The organism is Candidatus Villigracilis proximus (assembly GCF_016717045.1).
In the GTDB taxonomy this organism is placed as follows: Bacteria; Chloroflexota; Anaerolineae; order Anaerolineales; family Villigracilaceae; genus Villigracilis; species Villigracilis proximus.
On the sequence record NZ_JADJUO010000012.1, the window covers coordinates 99,453 to 125,550 of the forward strand.

25 protein-coding genes and 1 pseudogene are annotated in these 26,098 nt (G+C 47.7%); 23 read left to right on the forward strand and 3 right to left on the reverse strand.

Annotation, left to right across the window (positions count from 1 at the left end; genetic code table 11):
- The first annotated feature begins 378 nt into the window (after positions 1-378).
- The 13 genes and pseudogenes from IPL71_RS15045 (at position 379) to folE (ending at position 13,076) form a co-directional block, all read left to right on the forward strand.
- Positions 379-1,551 carry a hypothetical protein gene (locus tag IPL71_RS15045; RefSeq protein WP_345322979.1) on the forward strand — a complete coding sequence of 391 codons (1,173 nt, stop codon included), beginning with the start codon at positions 379-381 and terminating at the stop codon, positions 1,549-1,551.
- Complete coding sequence (locus IPL71_RS15050; protein WP_345322981.1) at positions 1,517-3,010, forward strand: DUF8728 domain-containing protein; 1,494 nt, start codon at positions 1,517-1,519, stop codon at positions 3,008-3,010. Before IPL71_RS15045 ends, IPL71_RS15050 begins: the two co-directional genes overlap by 35 nt.
- 120 nt (positions 3,011-3,130) lie before the next feature.
- Entirely contained in the window at positions 3,131-3,772 is a 642-nt protein-coding gene (locus IPL71_RS15055; protein ID WP_345322983.1) for a LuxR C-terminal-related transcriptional regulator, read from the forward strand.
- 4 nt (positions 3,773-3,776) lie between these two features.
- The gene (locus tag IPL71_RS15060; protein ID WP_345322985.1) at positions 3,777-4,784 is read left to right on the forward strand and encodes a sensor histidine kinase; all 1,008 of its coding nucleotides are present in this window, start codon (positions 3,777-3,779) and stop codon (positions 4,782-4,784) included.
- Between the two features lie 342 nt (positions 4,785-5,126).
- On the forward strand, positions 5,127-6,194 hold the full coding sequence (locus IPL71_RS15065) for an SAF domain-containing protein (RefSeq protein WP_345322987.1): 1,068 nt from the start codon (positions 5,127-5,129) through the stop codon (positions 6,192-6,194).
- Positions 6,195-6,246: 52 nt separating this feature from the next.
- Positions 6,247-7,488: a CpaE/TadZ family protein gene (locus IPL71_RS15070; protein ID WP_345322989.1), complete on the forward strand. Its 1,242-nt coding sequence runs from the start codon at positions 6,247-6,249 to the stop codon at positions 7,486-7,488.
- A 12-nt stretch (positions 7,489-7,500) separates the two neighbouring features.
- A pseudogene (locus tag IPL71_RS15075) lies at positions 7,501-8,944 on the forward strand (TadA family conjugal transfer-associated ATPase).
- A gap of 131 nt (positions 8,945-9,075) precedes the next feature.
- Positions 9,076-10,032 carry a type II secretion system F family protein gene (locus tag IPL71_RS15080; protein ID WP_345322991.1) on the forward strand — a complete coding sequence of 319 codons (957 nt, stop codon included), beginning with the start codon at positions 9,076-9,078 and terminating at the stop codon, positions 10,030-10,032.
- 1 nt (position 10,033) lies between these two features.
- Complete coding sequence (locus IPL71_RS15085; RefSeq protein WP_345322993.1) at positions 10,034-10,585, forward strand: hypothetical protein; 552 nt, start codon at positions 10,034-10,036, stop codon at positions 10,583-10,585.
- The gene (locus tag IPL71_RS15090) at positions 10,561-11,004 is read left to right on the forward strand and encodes a type II secretion system F family protein (RefSeq protein ID WP_345322995.1); all 444 of its coding nucleotides are present in this window, start codon (positions 10,561-10,563) and stop codon (positions 11,002-11,004) included. Before IPL71_RS15085 ends, IPL71_RS15090 begins: the two co-directional genes overlap by 25 nt.
- 95 nt (positions 11,005-11,099) lie before the next feature.
- On the forward strand, positions 11,100-11,783 hold the full coding sequence (locus IPL71_RS15095) for a ComF family protein (protein WP_345322997.1): 684 nt from the start codon (positions 11,100-11,102) through the stop codon (positions 11,781-11,783).
- 42 nt (positions 11,784-11,825) lie between these two features.
- The gene (gene hpf / locus IPL71_RS15100; protein ID WP_345322999.1) at positions 11,826-12,389 is read left to right on the forward strand and encodes a ribosome hibernation-promoting factor, HPF/YfiA family; all 564 of its coding nucleotides are present in this window, start codon (positions 11,826-11,828) and stop codon (positions 12,387-12,389) included.
- A gap of 63 nt (positions 12,390-12,452) precedes the next feature.
- Positions 12,453-13,076, forward strand: a complete 624-nt coding sequence (gene folE / locus IPL71_RS15105; protein ID WP_345323000.1) for a GTP cyclohydrolase I FolE — start codon at positions 12,453-12,455, stop codon at positions 13,074-13,076.
- A gap of 95 nt (positions 13,077-13,171) precedes the next feature.
- On the opposite strand, the gene IPL71_RS15110 is transcribed toward folE, so the two are convergent.
- Positions 13,172-13,891: a prolipoprotein diacylglyceryl transferase gene (locus tag IPL71_RS15110; protein WP_345323002.1), complete on the reverse strand. Its 720-nt coding sequence runs from the start codon at positions 13,889-13,891 to the stop codon at positions 13,172-13,174.
- 1 nt (position 13,892) lies between these two features.
- Positions 13,893-14,429: a TlpA disulfide reductase family protein gene (locus IPL71_RS15115; protein WP_345323005.1), complete on the reverse strand. Its 537-nt coding sequence runs from the start codon at positions 14,427-14,429 to the stop codon at positions 13,893-13,895.
- Positions 14,430-14,518: 89 nt separating this feature from the next.
- Here IPL71_RS15115 and IPL71_RS15120 point away from each other — a divergent pair, with 89 nt between their 5' ends.
- From IPL71_RS15120 to IPL71_RS15145, 6 genes are all read left to right on the forward strand, one after another.
- A complete protein-coding gene (locus IPL71_RS15120; RefSeq protein ID WP_345323007.1) occupies positions 14,519-15,280 on the forward strand; it encodes a DUF429 domain-containing protein in 762 nt (253 codons plus the stop codon).
- 158 nt (positions 15,281-15,438) lie between these two features.
- Positions 15,439-17,400, forward strand: coding sequence for a transketolase (tkt, locus tag IPL71_RS15125; protein WP_345323009.1), 1,962 nt, complete (start codon positions 15,439-15,441; stop codon positions 17,398-17,400).
- 50 nt (positions 17,401-17,450) lie between these two features.
- The gene (gene rpiB, locus IPL71_RS15130) at positions 17,451-17,843 is read left to right on the forward strand and encodes a ribose 5-phosphate isomerase B (RefSeq protein ID WP_345323011.1); all 393 of its coding nucleotides are present in this window, start codon (positions 17,451-17,453) and stop codon (positions 17,841-17,843) included.
- Between the two features lie 113 nt (positions 17,844-17,956).
- A complete protein-coding gene (gene tal / locus IPL71_RS15135) occupies positions 17,957-19,207 on the forward strand; it encodes a transaldolase (protein ID WP_345323013.1) in 1,251 nt (416 codons plus the stop codon).
- 61 nt (positions 19,208-19,268) lie between these two features.
- Positions 19,269-20,639: a phosphoglucose isomerase-related protein gene (locus IPL71_RS15140; RefSeq protein ID WP_345323150.1), complete on the forward strand. Its 1,371-nt coding sequence runs from the start codon at positions 19,269-19,271 to the stop codon at positions 20,637-20,639.
- A complete protein-coding gene (locus IPL71_RS15145) occupies positions 20,636-20,974 on the forward strand; it encodes a 4a-hydroxytetrahydrobiopterin dehydratase (protein WP_345323015.1) in 339 nt (112 codons plus the stop codon). Before IPL71_RS15140 ends, IPL71_RS15145 begins: the two co-directional genes overlap by 4 nt.
- Before the next feature lie 31 nt (positions 20,975-21,005).
- Here IPL71_RS15145 and IPL71_RS15150 read toward each other — a convergent pair whose 3' ends face one another.
- Positions 21,006-22,568 (reverse strand): glycoside hydrolase family 36 protein, encoded by a 1,563-nt coding sequence (locus IPL71_RS15150; RefSeq protein ID WP_345323016.1) that lies wholly within the window; start codon positions 22,566-22,568, stop codon positions 21,006-21,008.
- A 209-nt stretch (positions 22,569-22,777) separates the two neighbouring features.
- On the opposite strand from IPL71_RS15150, the gene IPL71_RS15155 reads away from it, so the two are divergent.
- The 4 genes from IPL71_RS15155 to IPL71_RS15170 all read left to right on the forward strand — a co-directional run bounded on the left by IPL71_RS15155 (position 22,778) and on the right by IPL71_RS15170 (position 26,067).
- Positions 22,778-23,290 carry an Lrp/AsnC family transcriptional regulator gene (locus tag IPL71_RS15155; protein WP_345323018.1) on the forward strand — a complete coding sequence of 171 codons (513 nt, stop codon included), beginning with the start codon at positions 22,778-22,780 and terminating at the stop codon, positions 23,288-23,290.
- A gap of 80 nt (positions 23,291-23,370) precedes the next feature.
- On the forward strand, positions 23,371-24,228 hold the full coding sequence (locus IPL71_RS15160) for an aminotransferase class III-fold pyridoxal phosphate-dependent enzyme (protein WP_345323020.1): 858 nt from the start codon (positions 23,371-23,373) through the stop codon (positions 24,226-24,228).
- On the forward strand, positions 24,203-24,664 hold the full coding sequence (locus IPL71_RS15165; protein ID WP_345323022.1) for a hypothetical protein: 462 nt from the start codon (positions 24,203-24,205) through the stop codon (positions 24,662-24,664). The genes IPL71_RS15160 and IPL71_RS15165 overlap by 26 nt, the downstream gene beginning before the upstream one ends.
- A 74-nt stretch (positions 24,665-24,738) precedes the next feature.
- On the forward strand, positions 24,739-26,067 hold the full coding sequence (locus IPL71_RS15170; protein ID WP_345323023.1) for an aminotransferase class III-fold pyridoxal phosphate-dependent enzyme: 1,329 nt from the start codon (positions 24,739-24,741) through the stop codon (positions 26,065-26,067).
- The last annotated feature ends 31 nt before the right edge of the window (positions 26,068-26,098 follow it).

Consider the following 26,098-nt stretch of genomic DNA (forward strand, 5'->3'; position numbering starts at 1 on the left):
CCTTCCGCAACTACTTCTTCCTCTTTCTCTTTGGCCTTGCTGTTACCGTGTTTATCGCGCAATTTCAGCACATCCCCGGTTATCTTGATTCTGATTATTATTTTGCAGGCGGTATTCAGCTTGTAAATGGCAAAGGCTTCACAGAGCCCTACCTGTGGAATTTTCTGGATGGAACCACCTCACTTCCGCATCCATCTCACAGCTATTGGATGCCTCTTTCTTCCATAATATCTGCGCTGGGAATGTGGGTCACGGGTCAAACCACGTATGCGTCAGCCAGATTATTCTTTTTGCTTATCGCAGCGCTCATCCCGCCGTTGACTGCCGCCCTGGCTTCACATTTCCAAACGGAAGGATCTCGCCATTGCCTCCGGTGTGTTGGCTATTTTCTCGGTTTACAATGCGCCCTTCGTCGGCGTGACAGACAACTTCAGTCTCTTCATGCTTTTTGGCGGATTATATTTTCTCGTTGCTACACAACTGATCGAAGACCCGACTCGCATCCGCAATTGGTTTTTGCTGGGACTGCTCGCCGGCCTGATGACTCTCTCCCGCAGTGACGGTCTGCTCTGGCTCGCGCTTACTTTTCTCTTTGTGCTTTGGCGTCTTCCGCGTTTTTCATCTCGCATTCTACATTCTGCATTCTTCGTTTCCCTTGGTTTTCTCCTCATCATGGCGCCGTGGTATGCACGTAATTTGAGCGTATATGGAAGTCTCATGGCTCCTGGGGGAAGTCGCGCTTTGTGGCTCGCAAATTACGACCAGACCTTTGTGTATCCGCCCACAGTGCCCACAAAAGAATCCTTCCTCGCCCTCGGCTGGGACCACATCATCGCCGACCGTATGTGGGCATTGAGCAACAATCTGCAAAGCGGATTCGCTGCGCATGGCGGAATCATATTATTTCCGTTCATCATCGCCGGAATCATTTATTATCGTAAAGATGAACGTGTCAGGCTGGCCGGCATCGCATGGTTGATTCTTTTTTTTGTTATGACCTTTGCTTTTCCTTTTGCCGGCGCACGCGGAGCGTTCTTCCATGCTGGTGCCGCGCTTCAACCTATGTGGTGGGCGCTCGCGCCTTTAGGTCTTGAGGAGATTCTCCTGTCCCTGAGAAAACGTGGAATTGGCAACGACCAGAACCGGCCTATATTCCGAAGCGCACTGGTTATGGTCGCCATAATGCTTACTGTGTATGTCGTCTATCTCCGCATTTTCACTTTGGGGTGGGGCGAAGGCGAAGATGCAAATTATCCCGTTGTGGAGCAATTCCTGCTCGATAACGGAATGAAAGACACAGATATTGTCATTGTCCGCAACGCGCCCGGTTATTATCTCGCAACAGGGCGCTCGGCAATTTCAATTCCATATGGAGGCGAGGAACCTATTCTTGCAGCTGCCAATCAATTTGATGCCGGGTATCTTGTGCTTGAGCCTGCCGGCGTACTTGCTCCGATTCAAGATTTATTTCAAAACCCTGAAGGCCATGATAAATTTATTTATTTAGGTGAACTCGATGGCACGCAAATCTATAAACTTGAAATTGAATAAAATTTCGTCCCGCGACGTTTTCATCATTGCGGGCGCGGTTGTATTAATCGCGGTGATTTATTTAATAACAAGCTGGATCACATACAGTATTGGGTTTCCTCTCGACGACTCATGGATCCATCAAACCTATGCGCGCAACCTTGCACTGCGCGGCGAATGGGCCTTTCGCCCCGGCATTCCCTCAGCTGGTTCCACTGCTCCGCTTTGGTCGGCGCTGCTCGCCCTCGGCTTTCTTCTTCGCCTCTCACCCTACATCTGGACATTCTTTCTCGGTATCGTTTCACTCTTTGCGTTGGCCGTTGTCAGCGAGTGGGCTGTTCGTGAACTTATACATTCCTATCGTCCACGCTTCCCGTGGATCGGATTTTTCTTTGCCTTCGAATGGCACATGGCATGGGCCGCCATGTCTGGCATGGAAACTTTACTTCACGGATTAATTGTCACCACCGTTCTTGTTTTGTTGATGACGAACACGCATCGCTACTTAACCCTCGGCCTGCTCACCGGTCTAGCGGCCTGGGTGCGCCCCGACGGTTTGACTCTGCTCGGTCCCGTCTTGATGACGATTCTGTTTACTCAAAAGGATACACACTCACGCCTTACTGCGATCACGCGCTACCTGATCGGCTTCGGTTCCCTATTTGTTCCCTATCTGTTATTTAATCTCGCCATCGGCGGCACACCCATGCCGAATACTTTTTATGCCAAGCAGGCTGAATACGCTTCCTGGCAGACCATACCGATCTTCACGCGGCTCGGTCAGATGTTTCTGCAATTGCTGGTCGGCCCAAGCCTTGTATTAATTCCCGGCGTGATCGGCTGGCTGATTAAGTCCATTAGAGAGAAACTGTGGGGGAGTCTTGCTGCCATCATTTGGTGCGCCGGATATCTCTCCCTTTATATTTCCCGCCTCCCCGTCTATCAGCATGGACGTTACATCATGCCCGCCATGCCGATCTTTTTCCTGTTTGGCTTGCTGGCCTTCGCCGAATTCGATAAAGGAAAATTATTTGACCGCTTTCATTGGATCGGGCAAACGATCTGGCGCTCAAGCAGTGTTATGCTCATCGCTGCGTTTATATTTCTCGGCGCACAGTCCTATGCAAACGATGTTGCTGTAATAGAAAGTGAAATGGTTGTCATAGCAAAGTGGGTTGCTGCTAACTTGCCACCGGATGCGTTAATTGCAGCCCATGATATTGGCGCATTAGGATATTTTGATTATCACAATCTAATTGATCTCGCCGGATTGATATCGCCGGATGTGATTCCTTTTATTCGCGATGAACCACAGTTAGCCAATTATCTTGATCAAAACGGCGCAGATTACTTAATTGCCTTTCCTGAGTTTTATCCACTAATGACGGGCAACGCGGAAACCGTCTTTGTGACAAATAGTGCTATTACTTTGGCGTTTGATCAGAAGAACATGGTTGTCTATCTGTGGAAAACACCTTAATGGGTTAAAATAGAAATGTTTCAATAAACCAGATATATTAAAGAGAGAATGGGTTTGGGATGAATCAAATTACCTTATTAATTGTTGATGATCACCCTCTGTTTCGACAAGGCGTTGTAGATGCCCTATCGTTTGGAACCTGACATGCGTATTATTGCCCAATCTGCAACTGGAGATGATGCGCTTGAAATGATTCGCACCAAAAAGCCGACCATCGCCGTATTGGACGTAAACCTTCCAGGCATGAACGGCCAGCAGATTACGCATCAGGTCTCCCAGGATCGATTGCCCACTCGCATCATCCTGATGACTGGTTACGATGACATTGAGCAGGCTGTTCATGCTGCGCTTGCAGGCGCGCATGGCTATTGTTCAAAAGATATTGAACCGCAAAGCCTGTCACGTATTATTCGTGAAGTTGCAGAAGGCAAGTTTGTATTTGCGAATAATGTGTTTACCCGCCGCGAATTGGATCTATGGGTGGAAGATAGAATGGAAGGCGCACGCCGTTCCTATAGTGAGCCTGGAACTCCATTTCATCCGCTGTCTGACCGTGAAATGGAAGTGCTTGCGTGTGTGGTACGCGGGATGAGCAATAAAGAAATTGCCAACCTGCTGGGTATTAGCCACCAGACTGTAAAAAATCATGTTACTGCTATTTTGCGAAAATTCGGCGTGGAAGATCGAACTCAGGCGGTTGTTTTTGCATTGAAGCGAGGCTGGGTCACCCTTAAAGATATGGATATTCGATCTCAGGAGTAAATGAATGGCTAACAGTAATTCTAAGGATTACCAGTCTGAATTGGAAGAGACACAACGCTCCTTAAGAGAAGTGACTTTAATGATTGAGCAAAGTCAGGGCGAGCTTTCCAAAATTACACAGCGCAACACTGCGATCACCACCCATCTTCAGCAGGTGCAAAAGCAGGGTGCCACCGCTGAAGAAATTAAAATGGCCTACGACTCTGCGCTGGATGTTCAGCAGAGGCTTTTTGTAATGCGCGGACAGTTGGAAAAACTTCAAAATGATAAAAGTCATCTTGAGAAATACAAAACGATTTTAGAAAAAACAGTGTCTGGCATTGGAGAAGCAGCAAGTTCTTCTGCAAACGCTTCAAATTTGAAAAATCAGATGGCCGGTATTGAGATGATCGTTAACGCGCAGGAGGCGGAACGACAACGTTTGTCCCGTCATATGCATGACGGTCCCGCTCAGGCTCTCTCCAATTTCATCCTGCAAACAGAAATTGCCATGCGTCTTTTGGATGTTGATCCGGCACAGGCAAAGGAAGAATTGGGGAATTTAAAAACCTCCGCCATGGGCACTTTTCAAAAGGTGCGAAGTTTTATTTTTGAATTACGTCCCATGATGCTGGATGACCTGGGCCTGGTTCCCACCCTGAAAAAATATTCTGATGCTTTTAAAGAGCAGGCAAACCTTGATGTGAGCCTGACGGTCACAGGGGCTGAACGGCGGCTGGAATCTTATTTGGAAGTTATGGTTTTTCGAGCCGTTCAAGAGCTACTTGGCAATGCATCCCGTCATAGTCAGGCATCAATTATTAAAGTTCAAGTGGACCTTGGTAGCGACATGATTAGAGTCAGCGTTGACGACAATGGCAAGGGGTTTGACACTGAAACTCTAAAAGAGTCAAATAACCTGGGCTTGAAGTTAATTCGAGAAAGATCTGAAATGTTAGGCGGTAGTTTTGAAATTGACAGCGCAACAGGAGCTGGTGCCCGAATATCTTTTGCGGTGCCGATCAAGGCTTAACCTGATACTTTTTCTGCCCGGCACGGCGGAATACTTAACAGGATTGACAGGTTGTTTTTGTGCATAAACTCTGCTTTCCTAACTTCAAAAAAAGTATAATAAATATGTTCGGTTTTTTATGAATTACCGTCAGTGTAAAACAGTGGGACTCTATTTTGGTGGAGTCCCACTGTTTTACACTGAAATTAGGGAGTGCTTTTCAAAAGAAACATGATCGGATGATTTATTGCAATCCTTTTAGAACTTATTTTCTGTGGTTGCAATTATGTTTTTACCATTTTTCTTGTATAATGAACGTGTTATAAAATATTTGATTACAGATTTTGAAGAGAGGAGAAGGTTATGCGCCGTGGAAGAACTCTAATTTTTGTACTTCTCATCATCATAATTGGTTTAGTGGTGGGTTTTGTGGCTATTCGTCAATTTGTGGTCACCCCGGAACCCGAACAGCCGCTTTATGTTGAGGTGTTTATTGCAGGTCAGCCCGTTTCACAGGGAGGGAAGATTACTGAGGATTTGTTAGCTACAATAACAATCCCTCAGGATAAGGTCATTACCGTGATGTATACACGTGAAGAGATGGCTGGGTTGGTCGGTAAAGTGGCGAAATATCCGCTTGATCAAGGTGTTGTCATTACAGAGTCTATGGTGAGTGACGGTTCAGCCGCCGTTCCCATCTCTCGTCCGCAATGGGCATCATTAATTCCTTCTGGAATGACTGCTGTTTCAATACCTGCTGATCGTTTAGCTTTGGCGGGGTATGCAGTTAATAATGGGGCGCATGTTAATATTAATGCCTGTTTTCTGTTTGTGGATATTGACCCTGCATTTCAATCTGCGTTACCAAATCAAACAGCTACTCTGACGGGTACTGGGTTTTCGGGTGAGGGGTTGCCGGTGCTATCTCTTGGGGTTGCTGCCAGCGGCTCCAGTCAGGGTCGTTTGGAACTTGATCCGTCACTTCAACAGCCTTATTATTTGATTCCTTCCGAGACCCAGCGCCCGAGAATGGTGTGTCAGATGTTATTACAGGATGTGGTTGTCATGCGGGTTGGCGATTTCCCGTTGGATCCAACAACGAACCTGTCTGCCCCTGCGGTAGCGGTTGCCCCGGCTGTAGAGGGTGAGCAGGCACAGGCTCCTGTGGGACCAGACATTGTTACCTTATTGGTTTCACCTCAGGATTCGATCACACTCTCCTACTTAATTATGACTGATGCTGAATTATCACTGACATTAAGAAACCCAAGTGATCAGGCTCGACAGGCAACAGAAGCGTCGACTCTGCAGTTTTTACTCAGCCAATATAATATTCCTGTCCCAGCGAAACTCCCATATTCTCTTGATCCATACACAATAAGCTTCGGTAACCTTGAGCTATTAAACGCACCACAACCGCCTGCTCAATAATTGTGTTGAACCATATTGGTGTATATTTTATTTTGATTGGATGTAATGTAGCATGAGTGCAGATAAAATTCGAGTATTAATTGTAGATGATATTGCAGAAACGCGTGAAAACGTTCGCAAACTTTTGCAATTTGAGTCTGATGTAGACGTTGCTGGTGCGGCCGGTTCTGGAAAAGAAGGCATTCAACTTGCGCAGGAGTTAGACCCTGATGTCGTTCTGATGGACATCAATATGCCGGATATTGACGGGATTACAGCTACGGAAATTATCAGGCAAAAACAGCCGCACATTCAAGTTATTATTTTGTCTGTACAGAATGATCAGAACTATATGCGACGGGCGATGTTGGCAGGGGCACGTGACTTTTTAACCAAGCCCCCGATGGGAGATGAATTAATCTCTGCGGTTCGTCGCGCAGGTGAGATGGCCCGTGCCGAAAGAGCAAAAGGCGCTCAACAACGTCTGGTTGCCACATCAGCTTCCGGGTCATCGGCTGCGATGGCGAACTTCACACCGATTTCAAAGGGAAAGATCGTAACTGTGTACAGTCCCAAAGGCGGGACTGGGTGTACAACTATTGCAGTTAACCTTGCTTTGGCTTTGAACAGTGAAGATACCCGTACTGTGCTTGTGGATGCAAATTTGCAATTTGGTGATGTCGCAGTTTTTGTCAACGAGCAGGGGAAGAATACAATTCTTGAACTTGCGCCGCGCGTTGATGAACTGGAACCGGATATTGTTGAAGAAATACTAATCAAGCATGAAGCTTCTGGTATGCGTATTCTTCCAGCTCCACAGCGGCCTGAAATGGCTGAAAAAGTTAATGCAGATCAGTTTTCCAAGGTTTTGCAGTATTTACAGCGAATGTATGCGTATGTTGTTATTGATACATCGCCGATTTTATCTGACGTAATTCTTTCAACCATTGATATTAGTGACGTGCTTGTGTTGGTCACTACTCAGGAAATCCCCTCCATTAAAAACGCCCGTTTGTTTCTTGATCTGTTGCACACATTGGGCATTGGCAAAGAGCGGATCATATTTACAATGAATCGCTATGATAAACGGATCGCCATTACACCGGAGCGGGTAAGCGATAACCTGAAACAGGAAATCGTTACCACCATACCGCTTGATGAAAAAGTCGTGATTACAGCAGTGAATCGCGGTGTGCCATTTATGTTGGACAATAAATCTCAACCAGTGGGAAGAGGAATTTTGTCTCTGGCCGAATCTGTTAGGACGCGGCTGGCCGCTTTGGAAGATAAAGATGAACCACTAGTTAGACGTTAAGGAGTAATTTAAATGTCATTGCTTCGACGCATTGAACAAGGTCAAGGGGGTGCCCAACAGGGTGGCTCTGCACCTGCGCCAAAACAGCCAGGTGAGGGGCAGTCAGGGTCTGGCGGAGGGGACAATTCACGCCTTTCTTCGTTACAGGCTAGGAGAGTCAGCGCTCCAGTTACATCACCTCAAGCTGGTTCTTATTTTGATCTAAAGACTCGTGTTCAGAATAAACTGCTTGCTGAAATCGATCCTTCCATGGATGTTTCCAAAACCGACGAGGTCCGGCGGACCATTCAGGATCTGTTTGAGCAAATTCTTACAGAAGAAAATATAGTTTTGTCTCGTCCTGAGCGCGCGCGTTTATTTGAACAGATCGCAGCGGAAATACTTGGGCTCGGTCCGTTGCAAACTTTATTGGAAGACGATACGATTACTGAAATTATGGTAAATGGCCCTAAAAATATTTACATTGAGCGTAAGGGTAAGTTACATCGGGTTCCGGTGACATTTGAGAGTAACGAGCATGTGATGCGTATCATTGATCGCATTGTTGCTCCGCTGGGACGCCGTATTGATGAATCCAGTCCATACGTGGATGCGCGCTTGCAGGATGGGTCCCGTGTAAACGCAGTGATTCCTCCGATTTCCTTGGTTGGCCCTGTGTTGACCATTCGTAAGTTTTCTAAAAATCCAATTTCTATTGAGCAATTAATTCAGTTTGGTTCGATTACAAATGAAGCAGTTCAATTTTTGAAAGCCTGCGTGGAAGCTCGTTTGAATATTATTATTTCCGGCGGTACAGGTTCGGGGAAGACCACTCTTTTGAACGTGCTTTCCGGTTTTATTCCATCTGATGAACGCATTTTGACGATTGAGAATGCGGCTGAGTTGCAATTGCGCCAGGAACATGTTGTAACACTGGAGTTCCGCTCTCCGAATATTGAAGGCCGTGGCGAAGTTACCATTCGCGACCTGGTAATGAATGCACTTCGTATGCGTCCCGAACGAATTATTGTTGGCGAATGCCGTGGCGGTGAAACCCTGGATATGTTGCAAGCCATGAATACCGGCCATGATGGTTCGATGACAACAGCTCATGCCAATACTCCCCCGTGATGCGATCTCCCGTATTGAAACCATGTGTCTAATGGCGGGGATGGATCTTCCGGTTCGGGCGATTCGTGAACAGATCGCAGGTGCGGTTGATGTGATTTGTCAACAGGAACGTATGCGCGATGGTACTCGTAAAGTTATCACCGTAGCTGAAGTAAGCGGCATGGAAGGCGATGTGATCACAATGACCGATATTTTCGTTTTTGAACAAACAGGTACTGAGGAAGGCCGCATTATTGGCCGAACGCGCCCAACCGGATTACGTCCAAAATTTATGGATAAAATTGAAGCGGCCGGCATTCATTTGCCCCCCTCGATTTTTGGCATTGGAGAACGTCGTCGGTATTAGGAACTTCTTAAAAATGCTTAAGTAATTTGTCGGCTATTCCTGTGTTTTTGCCTTGTATTTTTCGTTGGTAAAAAATATCGGGAATTCAGTTTCGTAAAACTCTTTCCGATGGACTACTTAAAAGGATCAACATGACTTCTTGGATCATTATCATCGGCGGCATAATTTTAATCATCCTGTTGATCGTGGGCGTTATTGTTTCTTCAAACAGTGAGCGCGCGATTGTTGAACAGCGCCTAAGTCAATATTTGGATGACGATAAACAGAGTCTTGAACGGGATGCCCAACGCTCTGTAATTACTGACTGGGTATCCAAGCGAGTTGAAAAAACATCGTTTGGCGACCGGGTTGCCCGAAGCCTGGCACGGGCAGATTTAAAATTTAAGGTTGGCGAATATTTTGTTCTGATTATTGTTGCCATATTACTTGGTGGACTTTTGGCCTGGTTTATCGGGAATCGTCACCCGATTTCTGCTCTCATTGGAGCACTCGCAGGTGCTTTTGCACCCGGCATGTATGTGTCTTCACAACAAAAAAAGCGGCTCGCAAAATTTAATGATCAATTATCAGATATGCTGAATTTGATGGTCAACGGTTTGCGTGCGGGGTATTCGACAATGCAGGCGATGGAGGCGATTAGTAAGGAACTTCCACCACCGATCAGTGACGAGTTTAGGCGTGTTGTGCAGGAGATGCAGATTGGTATTCCAATGGAAACCGCCCTTGAAAACCTGCTTCGTCGTATTCCGAGTGAAGATCTTGATTTTATGATCACGGCGGTTAATGTTCAGCGTGAGGTTGGTGGTAATCTTGCTGAGATTTTAGACAATATCTCCTTTACCATCCGTGAACGGGTGCGTATTAAGGGAGAGGTGAGAGTGCTGACCTCTCAGGTCCGGACATCCGGAAGTGTGCTTTCCTTGATTCCGTTTGGCCTAACGATTATTTTGTGGTTCCTTAATCCGGAATATTTATTGTCTGTTACACAAGGCGGCCCTATCTGTACAGCTGTGATTATTTGTGTTGTTCTCGGGTTGATTGGCTCCAGTTATTTCATCATGATGCGTATTGCTGATATCGAGGTATAAAATGAATATTTCAACAATTATTGCGATTATTGTTGCTGTCGTTATTTTAGGCGGCGCAGTTGCCCTGGTGGTAGTGGGGATGCGATTTTCACAACAAGGGCAGCAGGATGAATTTGATCCCGTTATGTCCCGCCTTGCAGAAGCAACCCAGCGCGGTGAGACGGTATCCCTTGAAGAAGCGGAGTTGCAGCAGCCCTTTATGGAGCGTGTTGTCATTCCTGTTATTAAAAAGATGGGCGATATTTCAACCCGTTTTACACCGCAGAGACTTTTACAAGAAACCACACTTAAGTTGGAATTGGCTGGGAATCCAGGCCGGATTGATGCCTCAACATTTTTGGCAACACGTTTTGTTGGTGCGGGTCTTTTTGGCGGACTGTTGCTTGTTGTTTCCATTTTTTCCGACAACAACTGGTCGGTGGGTAGAATTTTCCTCACTGTAATTATTTTTACCGCACTTGGATTTTTCTTCCCCAATTATGGCTTCAAAGCAAAATTAACAGCCGCCAAAATGAAGTGCGCAAGGCGATGCCAGATGCGCTTGATCTGTTGACGATTTGCGTTGAAGCTGGTTTGGGCTTTGATGCTGCCATGTCAAAAGTCAGTGAGAAATGGGAAAATGAACTTTCGATCATGTTTGGGCGCGCCATTCGTGAGGTTCAATTGGGCAAGCCGCAGCGCGAGTCACTGCGCGACATGGCAGACCGCATCGGTCTCCCCGAGTTGACGAGTTTTGTCGCAGCAGTTATTCAGAGTCAAATTCTTGGTGTAAGCCTTGCGAAAGTACTCCGCATTCAATCAGATCAGATGCGCATGAAGCGTCGTCAGTTTGCCGAAGAATTGGCACACAAAGCCCCGGTAAAAATGATTATCCCGATGGCTTTGTTAACCTTCCCTTCAATTATGATCATTCTTATGGCTCCCGCGGGTTTCCAGATTGCCGGTGCCTTTGGGCCATTGCTGGGTAATTAAAAATAAGAAAAAATATCCCAATCTATTTTTTATAGAGGCGGAATTTGTCGAAAATTTCTTTGACATATACTTTTTATCAGACACTATGGGCGGGGTTGGATCTGTTCTTCCCCCCTGTTTGCGGGGGGTGTGGTAAAAAGGGCTCAATCTGGTGTTTGGATTGCCAGAATAAAGTACAAATTTTAAATGGAATCCTTTGTGAAATGTGCGGCCTTCCGCAAACGAAGCCGGCTGTCTGTGATACCTGCCGGGCAGATAGGCCGCATTTTCGCGCATTAAGAGCCTGGGCGGTTTTTGATGACCCGATTCGCACCGCTTTGCATAAATTGAAATATCGCCGGAATATTTCACTGGGATATTCTCTCTCGTTACAAATGAATGATTTTGTGAAAGATTTGAACTGGCCGATCGACATGATTGTTCCAATTCCATTGGGACGGAAAAGAATGCGAGAACGGGGATATAATCAGGTTGCAATGATTGCAAAACCGCTTGCAATGTCGCTAAATGTTCATTATGCGCCGAACCAGTTGAAACGTAGAAAAGAAACGCGTTCCCAGGTTGGGTTGTCCAGTATGGAGCGCAGGGAAAACGTTCGCGCGGCGTTTGAAGCAGGGATGGGGGTAATCGGAAAAACAGTTCTTGTAATGGATGATGTTTCTACAACAGGATCAACTTTATCGTCCAGTGCTGAAGTGTTGTATGCATCTGGAGCGAAAGACGTGTTTGCGTTGACTGTCGCCCGCGCATTGCCTCATCACGGATTGAGGCACGTGTAGGCGTTTGATGTTCAGTACTTTTCATCCCCAAAAGGAGGACGTATGTCCAACAAAGTGGAAGTTCAGACACGTAATATCCGTTTGACCGAAAAGATCGAAGAATATGTAAATAAGAAAGCAGGTAATTTTGATCATTATCTGCCGGCAATTGAAGAGGCACGCGTTGAACTGGCGCATCACAAAGCCGCACGTAATGCCACAGATCGAAACGTTGCCCAGATTACCGTTTACGGTAAAGGCTTTACCCTTCGCACCGAGGAACGAGCCGATGAAGCTTTGGCAGCTTTCGATCAGGCATTGGACAATATGCAGCGTCAGATCGAGCGCTATAAAGGGAAGCACCAGCACGGGCGCGGTGATGGGCGTTCAGCCGCCGAAGCCGCCGAACCGATCATTGATGACGAAACCGGCGAACTCTCTCCACTTGTGGCGCGCAAAAAGAAATTTATTCTGTATCCAATGAGTGAAGATGAAGCAGTTGTGCAAATGCGTAATCTCGGACACGATAACTTCTTTATCTTTTATAATGCAGATACAAGCAAGATCAATGTGCTATATAGCCGCCGAAATGGAAGCTATGGATTGATCGAGCCGGAACTCGGCTAGGTCGACTCATTAAAAACTGGTCTGGCGGCTTTGCTGTCAGACCAGTTTTTATTTGGAGCCATCATGGAATTTGACGACATGAACGAAAAAGATGCTGAAAATGATAATATGGACAATCCTGCCATTGAGAGCGCAGTGACGCAAATCTTAAATGCCGTGGGCGAAGATCCTGAGCGTGAAGGCTTGCAGTTTACGCCGCGTCGTGTGGCGCGTATGTATCATGAACTGTTGGGCGGTTACACAATGGATCCAGACGCCATTATCAACGGCGCACTCTTCAATGTTCAATATGATGAAATGGTGCTGGTGCGTGATATTGAGTTTTACAGCATGTGTGAACATCACATGCTGCCGTTTATGGGACGTGTGCATGTGGCCTATATCCCAGATGGCAAGGTGTTGGGCCTGTCGAAAATTCCGCGCATTGTGGATATGTACGCGCGCCGCCTGCAAGTGCAGGAACGCATGACTCGTCAAATCGCGGATTTTCTGCGTGACCTGCTCAAGCCGCAGGGTGTGGCGGTGGTGGTTGAAGCGGGACATTTATGCTCAATGATGCGCGGCGTGAAAAAGCATGATGCGCGTATGACCACTTCCGCCATGCATGGCGCCTTCCGCGCCAACCTTGCCACCCGTCAGGAATTTTTAGCGAACATCTCACGCGGCGCTTCGCCGTTGCAGATCTAGAATTTTTTGGATGTAAACCCCGCTTCGCTCTTAATCTCAAACCTGATTCGCGTATTTGATCTTCATCGCCGCTGGATCAGGTTTGAGAAAATATCTCACTGTTTTTGAAATCTGTATTCAAACAAAACAAAGCAAAGAGCAAGAATTATCCATGCGATGAGTTGTTCCTGGCGCAAATCGTTGAAGATCAATGTGCTATTGCCCCGGAAGGCTTGAATGAAAAGTTGTGAAGCGGCAGTCAACGCGGTGTAGGTGAGGAAGAGAATGCCCGGGCGTGGATCATGCTTTTTGAACCAGAGCAGGCTGAAGATTAAGAGAGATGCGAGCGTCTCATAGATTTGAGTCGGGTGGCGGGTGGCGTTCCAGAGATCAATTCCCCATATTAAATCGGTCTCTTTTCCAAAGGCTGTGCCCGCAGCGAGGTGACTTAATCCCATACCGATCGTGATAACCGCAAAGAATGGTGTAAGTGCATCGAGTGTGGGCCAGAGGAAAAGCCCGCGGCGTTGACCATACACCAGCGCGACAATAAATGCCGCAGCCAGTGCGCCGAGCGGATCGAAGATATCAGTGTTGATGGAAACAATGTCAGCCGGGCTTTTGATGAAGGCAGGGAGGTTTTGCAAGACGAACGAAATACGCCCGCCGATGACAAATGCGATCAGTCCGTAAAAAGTAATGTTGTTCAGGTATTCCTTGTTGACGCCGTGGCGCTCGGTGCGTTTTTCGGCGAGACTGAGTGCGATCCATGTAGCGAAAACAAGCAGGATCATGTGACGGGGTGGTGAGAAAAAATTGCGGAATAATGTGAGCATATTATTGTAGGATTTGTTCGATACGGGTGCGGAGCAGGGCTTCAGACATCGGGCCGCCGATCACGACTTCGCGGATGATGCCGGCGCGGTCAATAAAATATGAAGAGGGCAGTGAACGCAGTTGGTATAAAGCCGCAACATCGCCTGTTTCTTCAAGCAGAATGGGCAAGGTCAGGTTGTATTCCTGTATGAAGGGCACAACATTGAGTGGGTTGTCTTGATAGGTCATATCAACAGCGAGGACAATGAATCCCTGATCTTTATATTCCTGATACATCTTCTCAATGGCGGGCATCTCTGCCTGGCAGGGCGGACACCATGTGGCCCATAAATTGACCAGCACTGCCTGTCCGCGTAACTCAGAGAGGGTGTAGGTTTCGCCGGTAGGTGTGCTGAGGGTGAAATCAGGTGCGGCAAAGCCAGCCTGTGGAGCAGAGACTCCATCTGTTGTAGTAGTTGTGTTTGCGCTCAGTGCGATCCACGAAGCGCCTGCGATCAGCAGAAGCAGGTAGAGAATGATTCTTTGATTTTTTTGCATGATTGTCCGAGTATACATGAATTGGGGTGTAAAATAGCGTTTGTTTTGTGGTTGTTTAATTGTCTACATGGATGACTGGTTAATTACTTATGCTTTTTACCGACTTCGCCTTTATTGGCATTACCCCCAACACTTCACGCAAGTCTTTTGCTTACGCAGCACTGGATCGCAATTTAAATCTGCTTGCGCTTGTAGAAGGTGAACTAAATGAGATCGTCGCCTTTATTGCAGATCGGAATTTTGCGATTGTGGCGATTAACTCGCCTTCAAGTATCAACCGCGGATTGGTACGCGAGTTGACGAAAAAGAAGACTCTTACACCGGCGCAAGTCCGCCGTGTTGAGTTGCGATTGGCAGAGCATATCATGCGCGAACATGGGATTGCAGTGACAAAGACCCCCGCAAGCGCTGCATTATGTCCTGCGTGGATGCAGGCGGGGCTTGAGTTGTATCGCAAACTCGAAAAGATGGAGTTTCAAAAATACCCCGAAAAGGATGCTCCCCGTCAAATTCTGGAGACGAATCCGCTGGCCGGGTATAGTGTGCTGGTCGGTCAGCTTCCTGCGGCGAGAACTTCATTGGAAGGCCGTTTGCAAAGACAGTTGATTCTTTATGAAAGCGGGATGCGCGTTAAAGATCCGATGGATTTTTTTGAAGAGATCACACGGCATAAAATGTCCAAGGGGATATGGCCGGTGGAGTTGTTGTATTTGCCAGATCAACTGGATGCGCTTGTTGCTGCGTACACTGCGTGGCTTGCAATGGAAAGACAAAACCAGATTTCCTGCGTTGGGGATGCGCGGGAAGGTCAGATCTTTGTTCCGGCTGCTGAGTTAAAAGATAAATACTGAGCCGTAGGCTTTGTATTATATGGAAGAAGGCTTTGGACAAAAATATTGTCCATGGTTATCTTATTATCTGGAATAATTTATCGAATTCCACTATTAATGAGAGATATAAAATCAAAATATCACGGTGGTAAAATCGTGCCATCACAGGAGATTTATTCATGACCGACCTTCAATCAAAAGCAATTAATACTCTTCGTTTTCTTTCCGCTGACGGCGTGCAAAAGGCCAATTCCGGCCATCCCGGTTTGCCAATGGGTGGAGCTGCAATGGCTTACACCATTTGGACTCGCCACCTGCGACATAATCCGCGCAATCCAAAGTGGGCAGGACGTGACCGCTTCATCCTTTCGGGCGGGCATGGTTCAATGCTCCTTTATTCTTTGTTGCATCTGACGGGGTACGACCTGCCGCTTGAGGAATTGCAAAACTTTCGTCAGTGGGGCAGCCTCACACCGGGCCACCCTGAGTATGGATTAACCCCCGGCGTGGAAGTGACCACAGGTCCATTGGGGCAGGGGTTTGCCAATGGCGTGGGTATGGCGATTGCCGCCTCACATCTCGCCGCGACCTTCAATCAGCGCGGACATGAAATTATCGATCCGTTTATTTATGCAATCGTGACTGATGGTGACTTGATGGAAGGCGTGGCATCTGAAGCCGCGTCTCTGGCTGGTCATTTATCGCTCGGGCGTTTGATCTATCTTTATGATGACAATCACATTTCGATCGACGGCTCAACTGATCTGGCTTTTACAGAAGACCGTGCCATGCGATTCCAGGCTTATGGCTGGCAGGTTTTGCGCGCAGACGATGGCAACGATGTGGAAGTGATTGATAAGCTGATCCAGGAAGCGAAAACTGATCCACGCCCCAGCATTATTATGTGCCGCACTACAATTGGGTTTGGCGCGCCGACTCGCCAGGGGACTTCCAAGGCGCATGGTGAACCGCTCGGCGATGATGAACTCAATGCCGCAAAGGATAACCTCGGCTGGCCGAAGGAACCGCGTTTCTTTATTCCGGATGATGCGCTTGCTTTTTACCGCAAAGCCGTTGACCGCGGACGTGAACTTGAAGCCGATTGGAAAATGCGTTTCGATGCATACAAACGTATTCATCCGGCGTTGGGCGCAGAGTTACAGCGTCGCTTGAAAGGTGAATTCCCCGCAGACTGGGAATCCGCTGTGCCGGTCTTCCCGGTGGACGCAAAAGGCATGGCGACGCGTGCCGCTTCAGGCAAGGCGATTAATGTGTTTGCCCCCAAACTTCCCGAGTTGATCGGTGGTTCTGCAGATCTGGCTCCCTCAAACAACACAAAAATTGACGGAAGTCCTGCCTTTCAAAAAGATTCGTATGAAGGACGCAACTTTCACTTTGGGGTGCGTGAGCACGCGATGGGCTCTGTCTTAAATGGCATGGCCGTCTTTGGCGGCGTGATTCCTTACGGCGCCACCTTCCTTGTTTTTGCGGATTACATGCGCCCGGCGATTCGTCTTGCGGCGTTGTCGCATTATCCCTCCATCTTTATATTTACACATGATAGTGTTGGACTCGGTGAAGATGGCCCTACACATCAGCCGATCGAACAACTGACTTCGTTGAGAATTATTCCAAACCTTGTGGTCATTCGTCCAGCGGATGCGAACGAGACTGCCCAGGCCTGGAAGGTGGCAATCGAACGCCGCAACGGGCCGACCGTGTTGGCGTTGACTCGTCAAAATCTGGCGACGATGGATACTGTGGCACAGGTTGAAAAAGGTGCATACATCGTAAAGGATTTTGGAACGCCTGAAATCATTTTGATGGCTTCCGGCTCTGAAGTTGGCCTGATCCTTGAGTCTGCGCAAAAACTTGCGGACGAAGGAAAAGGTGTGCGTGTGGTTTCCTTCCCAAGCTGGGAACTGTTCGAGAAACAGGATGAAGCTTATCGTGAGTCTGTGTTGCCGAAAAACATTCAGAAGAGACTCGCTGTCGAAGCGGGAGCAGGTATCGGCTGGGAGCGATACGCGAAGTCTGTCATCAGTATTGAGCGCTATGGCGCATCCGCTCCGGCGAAGATCATCTTTGAAAAGCTTGGATTCACTGTTGAAAATGTGATCGCAAAGGTGAAAGAACTTTAATTAATCAGACCCTAAAGGTCTCAAAGACCTTTAGGGTCTGTTGGAGTATTATGAAAATTGCAGTTGGTTGTGACCACGGCGGATTTCCGTTGAAAGAAGTTGTGATCGAATCGGTGAAGGCCGCCGGACATGAAGTGATCGATGTGGGCACGTATAGTGCGGATGCGGTGGACTTCCCTGATTTCACAAAAAAAGTTGGTGAGAAAATTCAAAACAATGAAGCCGAGCGCGGAATTTTAATTTGCGGTTCGGGTATTGGCGCTTCGATCGCGGCAAATAAAATGAGAGGTATTTATGCTTCGATCTGTCATGATACATATTCTGCAGCGCAGGGTGTGCAGCATGATGCGATGAATGTGTTATGCCTTGGCGGACGTGTGATCGGCCCCGAGTTGGTAAAGGTTTTAATACCCGCGTTTTTAACGCGCGTTATCAAGGGATGATGCCGGCGGGGAAAGACTCGCGAAACGTGTGGCAAAGATAAAGGCCTTGGAAAAATAATTAAAACGTTGGGCGTTATGCGCTCAACGTTATCTTTTTTATTAAGAGAGAAAATATGACCCCCATTCAAAAACTTACATCCCTTGGACAATCCCTCTGGTACGATAACATTCAGAGAAAACTCCTGGAAAACGGCGAACTCAAAGCCATGATCGAACGCGGTGATATTCGCGGTGTGACATCGAACCCGACCATTTTTCAAAATGCGATCGCAAAGACAAATGATTACGATGCGGCGTTGATTCCGCTGGCGTGGTCTGGCTGGGATGCTGAAAAGATCTTTTGGCAGCTTGCGATTGAAGATATTCAGGAAGCCTGCGATCTCTTTCGTCCGTTGTATGATGAGACAAAAGGCGGCGATGGCTACGTGAGCCTTGAAGTCAGCCCGTATCTTGCAAACGAAACTGACGCTACTGCGAAGCAAGCCAAAGAACTTTGGGAACGCGTCAACCGCCCGAACTTGATGGTGAAAATCCCCGCCACAAAAGCCGGCATTCCCGCCATTCGCCAAACCATCGCAGCCGGGATCAATGTCAACGTGACGTTGATCTTCTCGCTCGAACGTTATGCCGAAGTGATGGACGCCTATCTTTCAGGTCTTGAAGATCGTGTTGCTGCAAATGAGCCGATCAATATGATCGCCTCGGTTGCATCTTTCTTTGTCTCGCGGGTGGATACAGAAGTTGACCCGCGCCTTCCAAAAGATTCTGCGTTGCTCGGCAAAGCCGCGATCGCAAATGCAAAACTTGCCTATCATGCTTTTGAAGAAACTTTTACCTCTGCGCGTTTCGCAACGATCAAGGCCCGTTTCAGTGCCCGCGTGCAGCGTCCGCTTTGGGCTTCAACCGGCACGAAGAATCCTGCATACTCAGACACAATTTATGTTGACAGCCTGATCGGCCCCGATACCGTCAACACGGTTCCGCCCGCCACGCTTGATGCTTTCCGCGATCATGGCAATGCCGCCGTCACCATCACCCGCGGACTTGACGAATCAAAGTCGCAGCTTGCCGAGCTTGAGTCTGCTGGCGTTTCGATGAATCAGGTCACCGATGAATTGGAAGAGGAAGGTGTTAAATCTTTTGCGGATGCCTTCAAGGTGCTGCTCGATGTTGTGGACGAAAGAAGGAAGAGCGCCGTTTCATCCATTAATCCCTTAGCTGATTCTGTCGCCAAACGCTTATCCACGCTGGAAGCGGATTCTGTCGCTGCCCGTGTTTGGTCACACGACCCCACACTCTGGGCTGACGATGAAGCCGGCCAAACCGAAGTTAAGATCCGCCTAGGGCTGGCTGCATTCCATTGAAGATGCGCGCACCCGCCTCGATGGATATTTATCTTTTGCAAAACAAATTCACGAAGAAGGCATTGACCGTGTACTCGTGATCGGCATGGGTGGTTCATCATTGACCGCTGAAGTGTTGAGCTCATTATTGGCCGCTGCCAATATCGAAGCAAAATTAAGCCTCGCCATTCTTGATTCGACTGATTCTGAGCAGGTTGCTCTGGCTGCGAAAAATTATCCGCCGGAGAAGTCTTTGTATATTCTCGCGAGTAAATCAGGCGGGACAGCCGAACTGCTGGCCGCGTTCGATTATTTCTGGGAATTAAGCAAAGGCAACGGTTCGCGTTTTATGGTCACAACCGATGCCGGCACTTCTCTTGAGAAACTCGCCAAAGACCGCGGATTTAGAAAAGTGTTCAATGCTGACCCCAACGTGGGCGGACGTTTCTCCGCGCTGACCGATTTCGGTCTTGTCCCTGCGGCTTTGCTCGGCATGGATATTCCCAAGTTGTTGAATTCGGCCGAGAAGGTAAAGAAAGTTTCAACTGATGTTCATAGCGCCGGTTTTGCACTGGGCGCTCTACTCGCTGAGTCTGCTCTCGCAGGCAGAGACAAGCTGACCGTTATGAGCGATGCGCCTGTATCCGCATTTGCAGGATGGATCGAGCAGGTCATCGCTGAGTCCAGCGGTAAACATGGCAAGGGAATGCTTCCTGTTCCGCTTGAGCCGCTTGCCGCGCCTGAGATGTACGGCAGTGACCGCTTGTTTGTGTATCTGCGTCAGACCGGCGAATTTGATGGCAATGTGACCGCGCTTAGAAATGCCGGTTTCCCTGTGATCGAATTCCCGTTTATGAGCCCGTATGATGTGGGCGCGGAATTCTTCCGTTGGGAGATCGCGGTTTCGATCATGTGCCATATTCTCGGCATCAATGCGTTTGACCAGCCCGATGTGCAGGATAGCAAGTTGCGCACGATTGCGAAGATCACTGACTTTCAAAAGACCGGCAAACTGGCCGAAGCGGATCTGGTAAATATCAACGATGTAAAAGCCGCGTTGAACGCTTTTGTTTCCGGTGCGCAGACGGGTCAATTTTTCACCATCAATGCTTATGTTCCGCGTAATCAGGAAACTTTGGATGCGCTGCAATCTTTGCGTGTTGCGATCCGTGAAAAGACAAAATGTGCTGTCTCTGCTGGCTTCGGTCCGCGCTTCCAACATTCCACGGGGCAGTTCCATAAGGGCGGCCCAAACAAGGGATTGTTCATTCAGGTTGTGTACGATGCACAGAATGATATGGAGATCCCGACACAAGGTATGAGCTTTGGCACATTAATCCGCGCTCAGGCTTTGGGTGATTACGAAGCTCTGGTCGCTGCCGGCCGGCGGACTCTGCGAGTCTTGCTTTCCTCTCCCGCTGACTTGTCCAAGCTGGTGGATGCTCTGCAATGAAAAATCTTGCAGCTGGTCAATGTGTTGCCTGCCGCGCTGGCGAGCCGGTGTTGACCGATGCTGAGATCGAAGATTTGCTGTTGCATGTCATTGGTTGGCAGGTGAAAGAAGTAGACGGCATAAAACGGCTTGAGAAAGTTTTCAATTTTAAGAACTTTGTCGAAGCAATTGCGTTCACCAACAAGATTGGTGAAGTCGCCGAAGAGCAGGGACATCATCCGCTCGTTATCACCGAGTGGGGTAGGGTGACTGTCCAGTGGTGGTTGCATAAGATCAAAGGCCTGCACAACAATGATTTCATCATGGCCGCAAAAACAGAAGAACGATTTGGATAAAATAAAAACGACCCGCAAGGGTCGTTTTTATTTACAGGCTGTTTCTTCTTTTTCTTAGAGCACGATCATCAAGCATTCTGAAAAAATGTAATACGATGTGTCTATCACCCAGCCACGCCAGAAGAGATGCGAATAAACCGAGTAATCCCGTTTTTGCTGCGGGCAGTGAAAGCGCCGGAGTGAAGTCCACTTTACGGTCATTGATCTGGAAAGTGTATCTGCCTGTTTGTTTTATGACCGGATTTGAATTAAGAAATAAACGCAATTCATCCATCTCGTTTTTTGTCATCCACTGCGGCAGATCAGAAGTGGCCTTGAATTTGCAAACATAAGCCAGATCTTGCAAAAGATTTTTTTGTTCTGTGGTCAGTGAATTTTCTTTTGATTCAAAGTAGGCTACATCTGGGTCAATGTGCAGCAATGATCCCAGCCATAATCTATGGGTCACCGTGCGGATTGCATTCTTGGTTTCAGGAGTTGATGGGTTGTATAGCAGGTGGGCGTTGCGGTAATTTTCCCACTCAAACGAAACATCAGGGCCGATGCGAATCGCATCGCACATACCGATCGCTGGAAGAATCGGCGTGCCGCAGGTCAGGAAGAATGCGTCACTTCCCATGGCCTCGCGCAATACTTGCAGACATTCGCGATACGCAGCTTCACGCGGCATATTCTTATATCGTTTGCCTTGCAGTGCGCCCGCGTATAGGAAGTCAAGTTTGAGATAGTCAAAGCCCCAGGCGCGGACCTGCTGCATGAGGGCAACCAGCCACGAGATTACGTCAGGATGCGTGGTGTCGAGGGCGTATAACTGTTCGTTCCAGTTAAATCCGGCTGAGACGAAATGTCCGCGCTCATCGCGTAAGAACCAATCCGCGTGACCTTGAAAAAGTTTTGAAGATTTCACCGCGAGCAAAGGTGCAAGCCACAAACCCGCTTTTCTGTTGGTTGATTTTATTTTATCCGCCAGCGCCTGCATGCCCGATGGAAATTTTTGATTCACATCCCAATCGCCAACTTTGACCTGCCAGCCATCGTCCACTTGCAGCACATCAAAAGGCTGGTCGCCGATCATGTCAAACGTTTTATAAAGGATCTCTTCATCGATTGCCGTATACAGGCTGTACCACGAACACCAGATGCGCGGCGCTTCCTTTTTATTTAATTTCCCAAGGCGGATTCCCAACTGTTCGGCATATTCAGCAAAGACGACATCCTCCTGCCCGAAGGCAGTGAACCACTCTCCATCATCCGCATCAAACCTACCCGACAACTGATTCTCGACGAGATGCACGTGCGCATCTGTTGAAAGCGCACCGAGCAAAAGAATATTGCCGTCTTCAAACTCCACCGCGCCCAGCCATGAACCATTTGGGTTTTGATCATTCACGTATTCGGCGTTCACTTGTAAGGGATGAAAGATGGCGGGCTTCTGGACAGGGATAAAACCCAGATCAGTCCACGACGCCAGTGACCATGATTGCCAGCCGTGACGATAATATTTTATGTGTGTTGACGTAAACTCGATTGCCAATTCTCTGGCTTTGATGATCTTTGATTTATTTTGAATTTCACTTAGTTGAATGGATGTCATGATCGTGTCTCTTGCTGTAAAAAATTAGTTATCAAATGGAAAGAGCGAGCATAATACTCGAATTAACCTTGATTGGATAGGTGGCATGTAAATTGGCTCTTGTATAGCTTAGACAGCATGGGATACTGGGTTTTCAACCTTGCTCTTGACGATTAAAACGCCGTAAGGTATAGTTGGCGTGTAAGATTCGGAAGAGATATGGACTCATCATGTATGAATTCGACAAAACTGACATAAAAATTGTAAATTTACTCCTTGAAGACGGAAGAATGTCTGCTTCTGAGATTTCGCGCCGCATGACGGATATTTCCGAACGCGCAGTGCGTTATCGCATCGACCGTATGATCGACGAAGGCGTGATCCAGATCAGCGCGGTGGTCAACCCCGAATCCCTTGGGTTTAACATTAAGGCCGATGTCTGGCTGGAAGTTGAGTCTGACCTTATTCTTGATGTGGCGAAAAAGCTGGCTTCCTTTGAAAATGTCACTTATGTTGCCTGCGGCATTGGTCAAAACGACATCAGTATTCAGCTTGTGGCAAAAGATACAGCAGAAATTTATTACTTTGTCACAGAAGTGATCCGCAAAGTTACGGGGGTACGCAAGACGACCACATCCATTGTGCCGATCATTATCAAAGATGTGTATCAGTGGCGGGTTCCGGAAAGAATCGCAAAAGAGATCACTGAAGGCAAAGCGGCAGTTCAATCAAAGATTTCGTAAGTTGTTTGGGAATTCCTGATCGTAGAGTCTTCCAGAGAACTTCCGAGGTCTGTTATTAAATCCCAAAGGAGAATTTATGTTTGGTCCAAAAACGCAATCGTTGCAGAAACGCGCGCAAAAGGTCATACCATTGGGGTGAATTCCAATTTCCGCTTTTGGGGGGACGAAATTACGCCTTATGTGGAAAGGCAAAGGGCGGTTATTTATGGGACGTGGACGGCAGAGAATATATTGATTATCGCATGGCATTTGGTCCTATTATTTTGGGACACGCCTATGATGAAGTAGACCAAAAAGTAATCGAAGAAATTCAAAAGGGAATTTTATTTGCCATGACGGGCGAACTGGAAGTGGCCGTGGCAGAGATGATCGTTGACATGTCTCCTGCGATCGATATGGTGCGCATGGCCTGCTCCGGTACAGAAGCCACCATGCACGCCATTCGTGTAGCACGCGCCTACACCGGGCGCGATATTATCGTAAAGTTTGAAGGAAATTATCACGGAATGCATGACCATACATTATGGTCAACATATGCGCCTGTTGAAGCATATGGAAATCGCCGCAGTCCGATCCCTGTGGCCGCTTCGTCCGGCATCCCAACCGCCATGCGCGACTTCATCATTGTTTTGCCATTCAATGACTTTGATGGATTTGATCGTGTGATGAAATCACATGGCGAGCAGATCGCAGCCGTCATTACGGAGCCTTGTCAGGGAAATTGCGCGGCCATTAATCCGCAGCCCGGCTTTCTTGAGTTGATCCGTCAGCGCACTGAAGAACATGGCTGTGTATTTATTTTGGATGAAGTGAAGACGGGTTTTAGAATCGCAAATGGCGGCGCACAGGAATATTACGGCATCAAACCCGGACCTGGTAACGTATGCCAAGTCCCTTGGCAACGGTTACCCTGTGGCGGCCTTCGGCGGCAAGCGTGAGATCATGTCCATTATTGGTCAAGGTGTATCACAAGGCGGAACCTACACAAATAACAAACCGGGCATTGCCGGTGCGTATGCCTACGTTAAATATTTTGAAATCCCAGCCTGTTTTAAAACAATCGAAAAGCGCGGACAACGACTAATGGACGGCTTGAAGGAAATTTTTGAAGAGAATGATATTCAAGCGGTGTTTACCGGCTATCCCGCCATGTTTTCCTTTTCATTCGGTATTGACGCGGTCACCTGTCAACGGGACTGGGCAGTAAGCGATCACGACCTTTACATTGAATTGACTGATAAAGCCATCGCCCGCGGCATTATGCCAGATCGTGACGCGCGTGAACCATGGTTCCTGTGTTATGAACATACCGACGCCGACGTTGATAAAACCCTGGAGATATACGCGGAAATTGCAAAGGAAGTAAAAAAATAAATTATCAAAGGTCAAAAGTTGAGGGTCGTCAAAGACTTTTGGCCTTTGACCTTTGACTATAAATAAGGAAAACAATGATGACAAACAAACTAACTGCAAAAGAAATCGTTGATCTAAATAAAGAATACACATTTTTCTCATGGTCGAATCAGGGACAAGTGAATCCGATCCCTGTCACCAAAGCTGAGGGCGTTTATTTTTGGGATGCCGATGGAAAACGTTATCTCGATTTTGCGTCACAGTTGGTGAACGAAAATATTGGTCATCAACACCCTAAGGTGGTGAAGGCCATTCAGGATCAAGCCGCAGTATTGGCTTTTGTCTCTCCCGGAATGGCAACCGAGCCGCGCGGACTGTTGGGTAAGAAACTTGCTGAAATTACACCTGGCGACTTGAAGAAAACATTCTTCTCATTAGGCGGAGCGGAAGCCAATGAAAATGCGATCAAGATCGCGCGCCAATATACAGGCCGACATAAAATCCTTGCCCGCTATCGCTCGTATCACGGAGCGACTCACGGCGCAATTGCTTTAACTGGTGACTATCGCCGTCTGCCGGCTGAGCCTGCCATTTCCGGCGTTGTCCACTTTTTGGATCCATATTGCTATCGCTGCCCGTTCGGGTGGACAAAAGAGACCTGTCACCGTGAATGCATCAGCCATGTTGAAGAGGTGATTCAGCACGAAGGTCCAGACCAGATCGCCGCCATCATTCTTGAAGGAGTAACCGGTACGAACGGACTTATCATCCCGCCTGATGAATACTGGCCGCGTATGCGCGAGATTTGCGATAAGTATGGAATTTTGTTGATCTCTGACGAAGTCATGTCAGGCTGGGGACGCACTGGCGAATGGTTCGCCGTGGACAATTGGAAAGTGACACCCGATATCATCACAACTGCGAAAGGAATTACTTCCGGTTATGTGCCTTTGGGTGCAGTGATCGTCAGCGAGAAAATTGCGAATTACTTTGACAGTCACATGCTCTCAGCCGGGTTGACCTATAACGGTCACGCTCTGGCTTGTGCGACTGCCTTGGCAACGATTGCTGTGTATGAAGAAGAAAATATTTTCGAGAACGCTAAAACGGTCGGAAAATATCTTGGCGAACAACTTGAAGAATTAAAGACGAAACACGTTTCGATTGGTGACGTGCGCTACATCGGCATGTTTACTGCCATGGAATTGGTGAAGAATCGCATAACAAAAGAGCCAATGGATTTGACCGCGCTCAAGAATTTCCTGATCTCCAATGGCGTATATGTTTTCAATTTCAAGAACATCCTCTTCATCGTTCCACCGTTGACGATCACCAAAGAGCAAATTGACGAAGGCTTAAAGTTGATCGACGAAGGTCTGGCCGAGTTGATGGATACACAAACAGTTCATAAAAGTCAAATGTAAAAGTAAAACGGTGGACTTTTCACTTTTACTT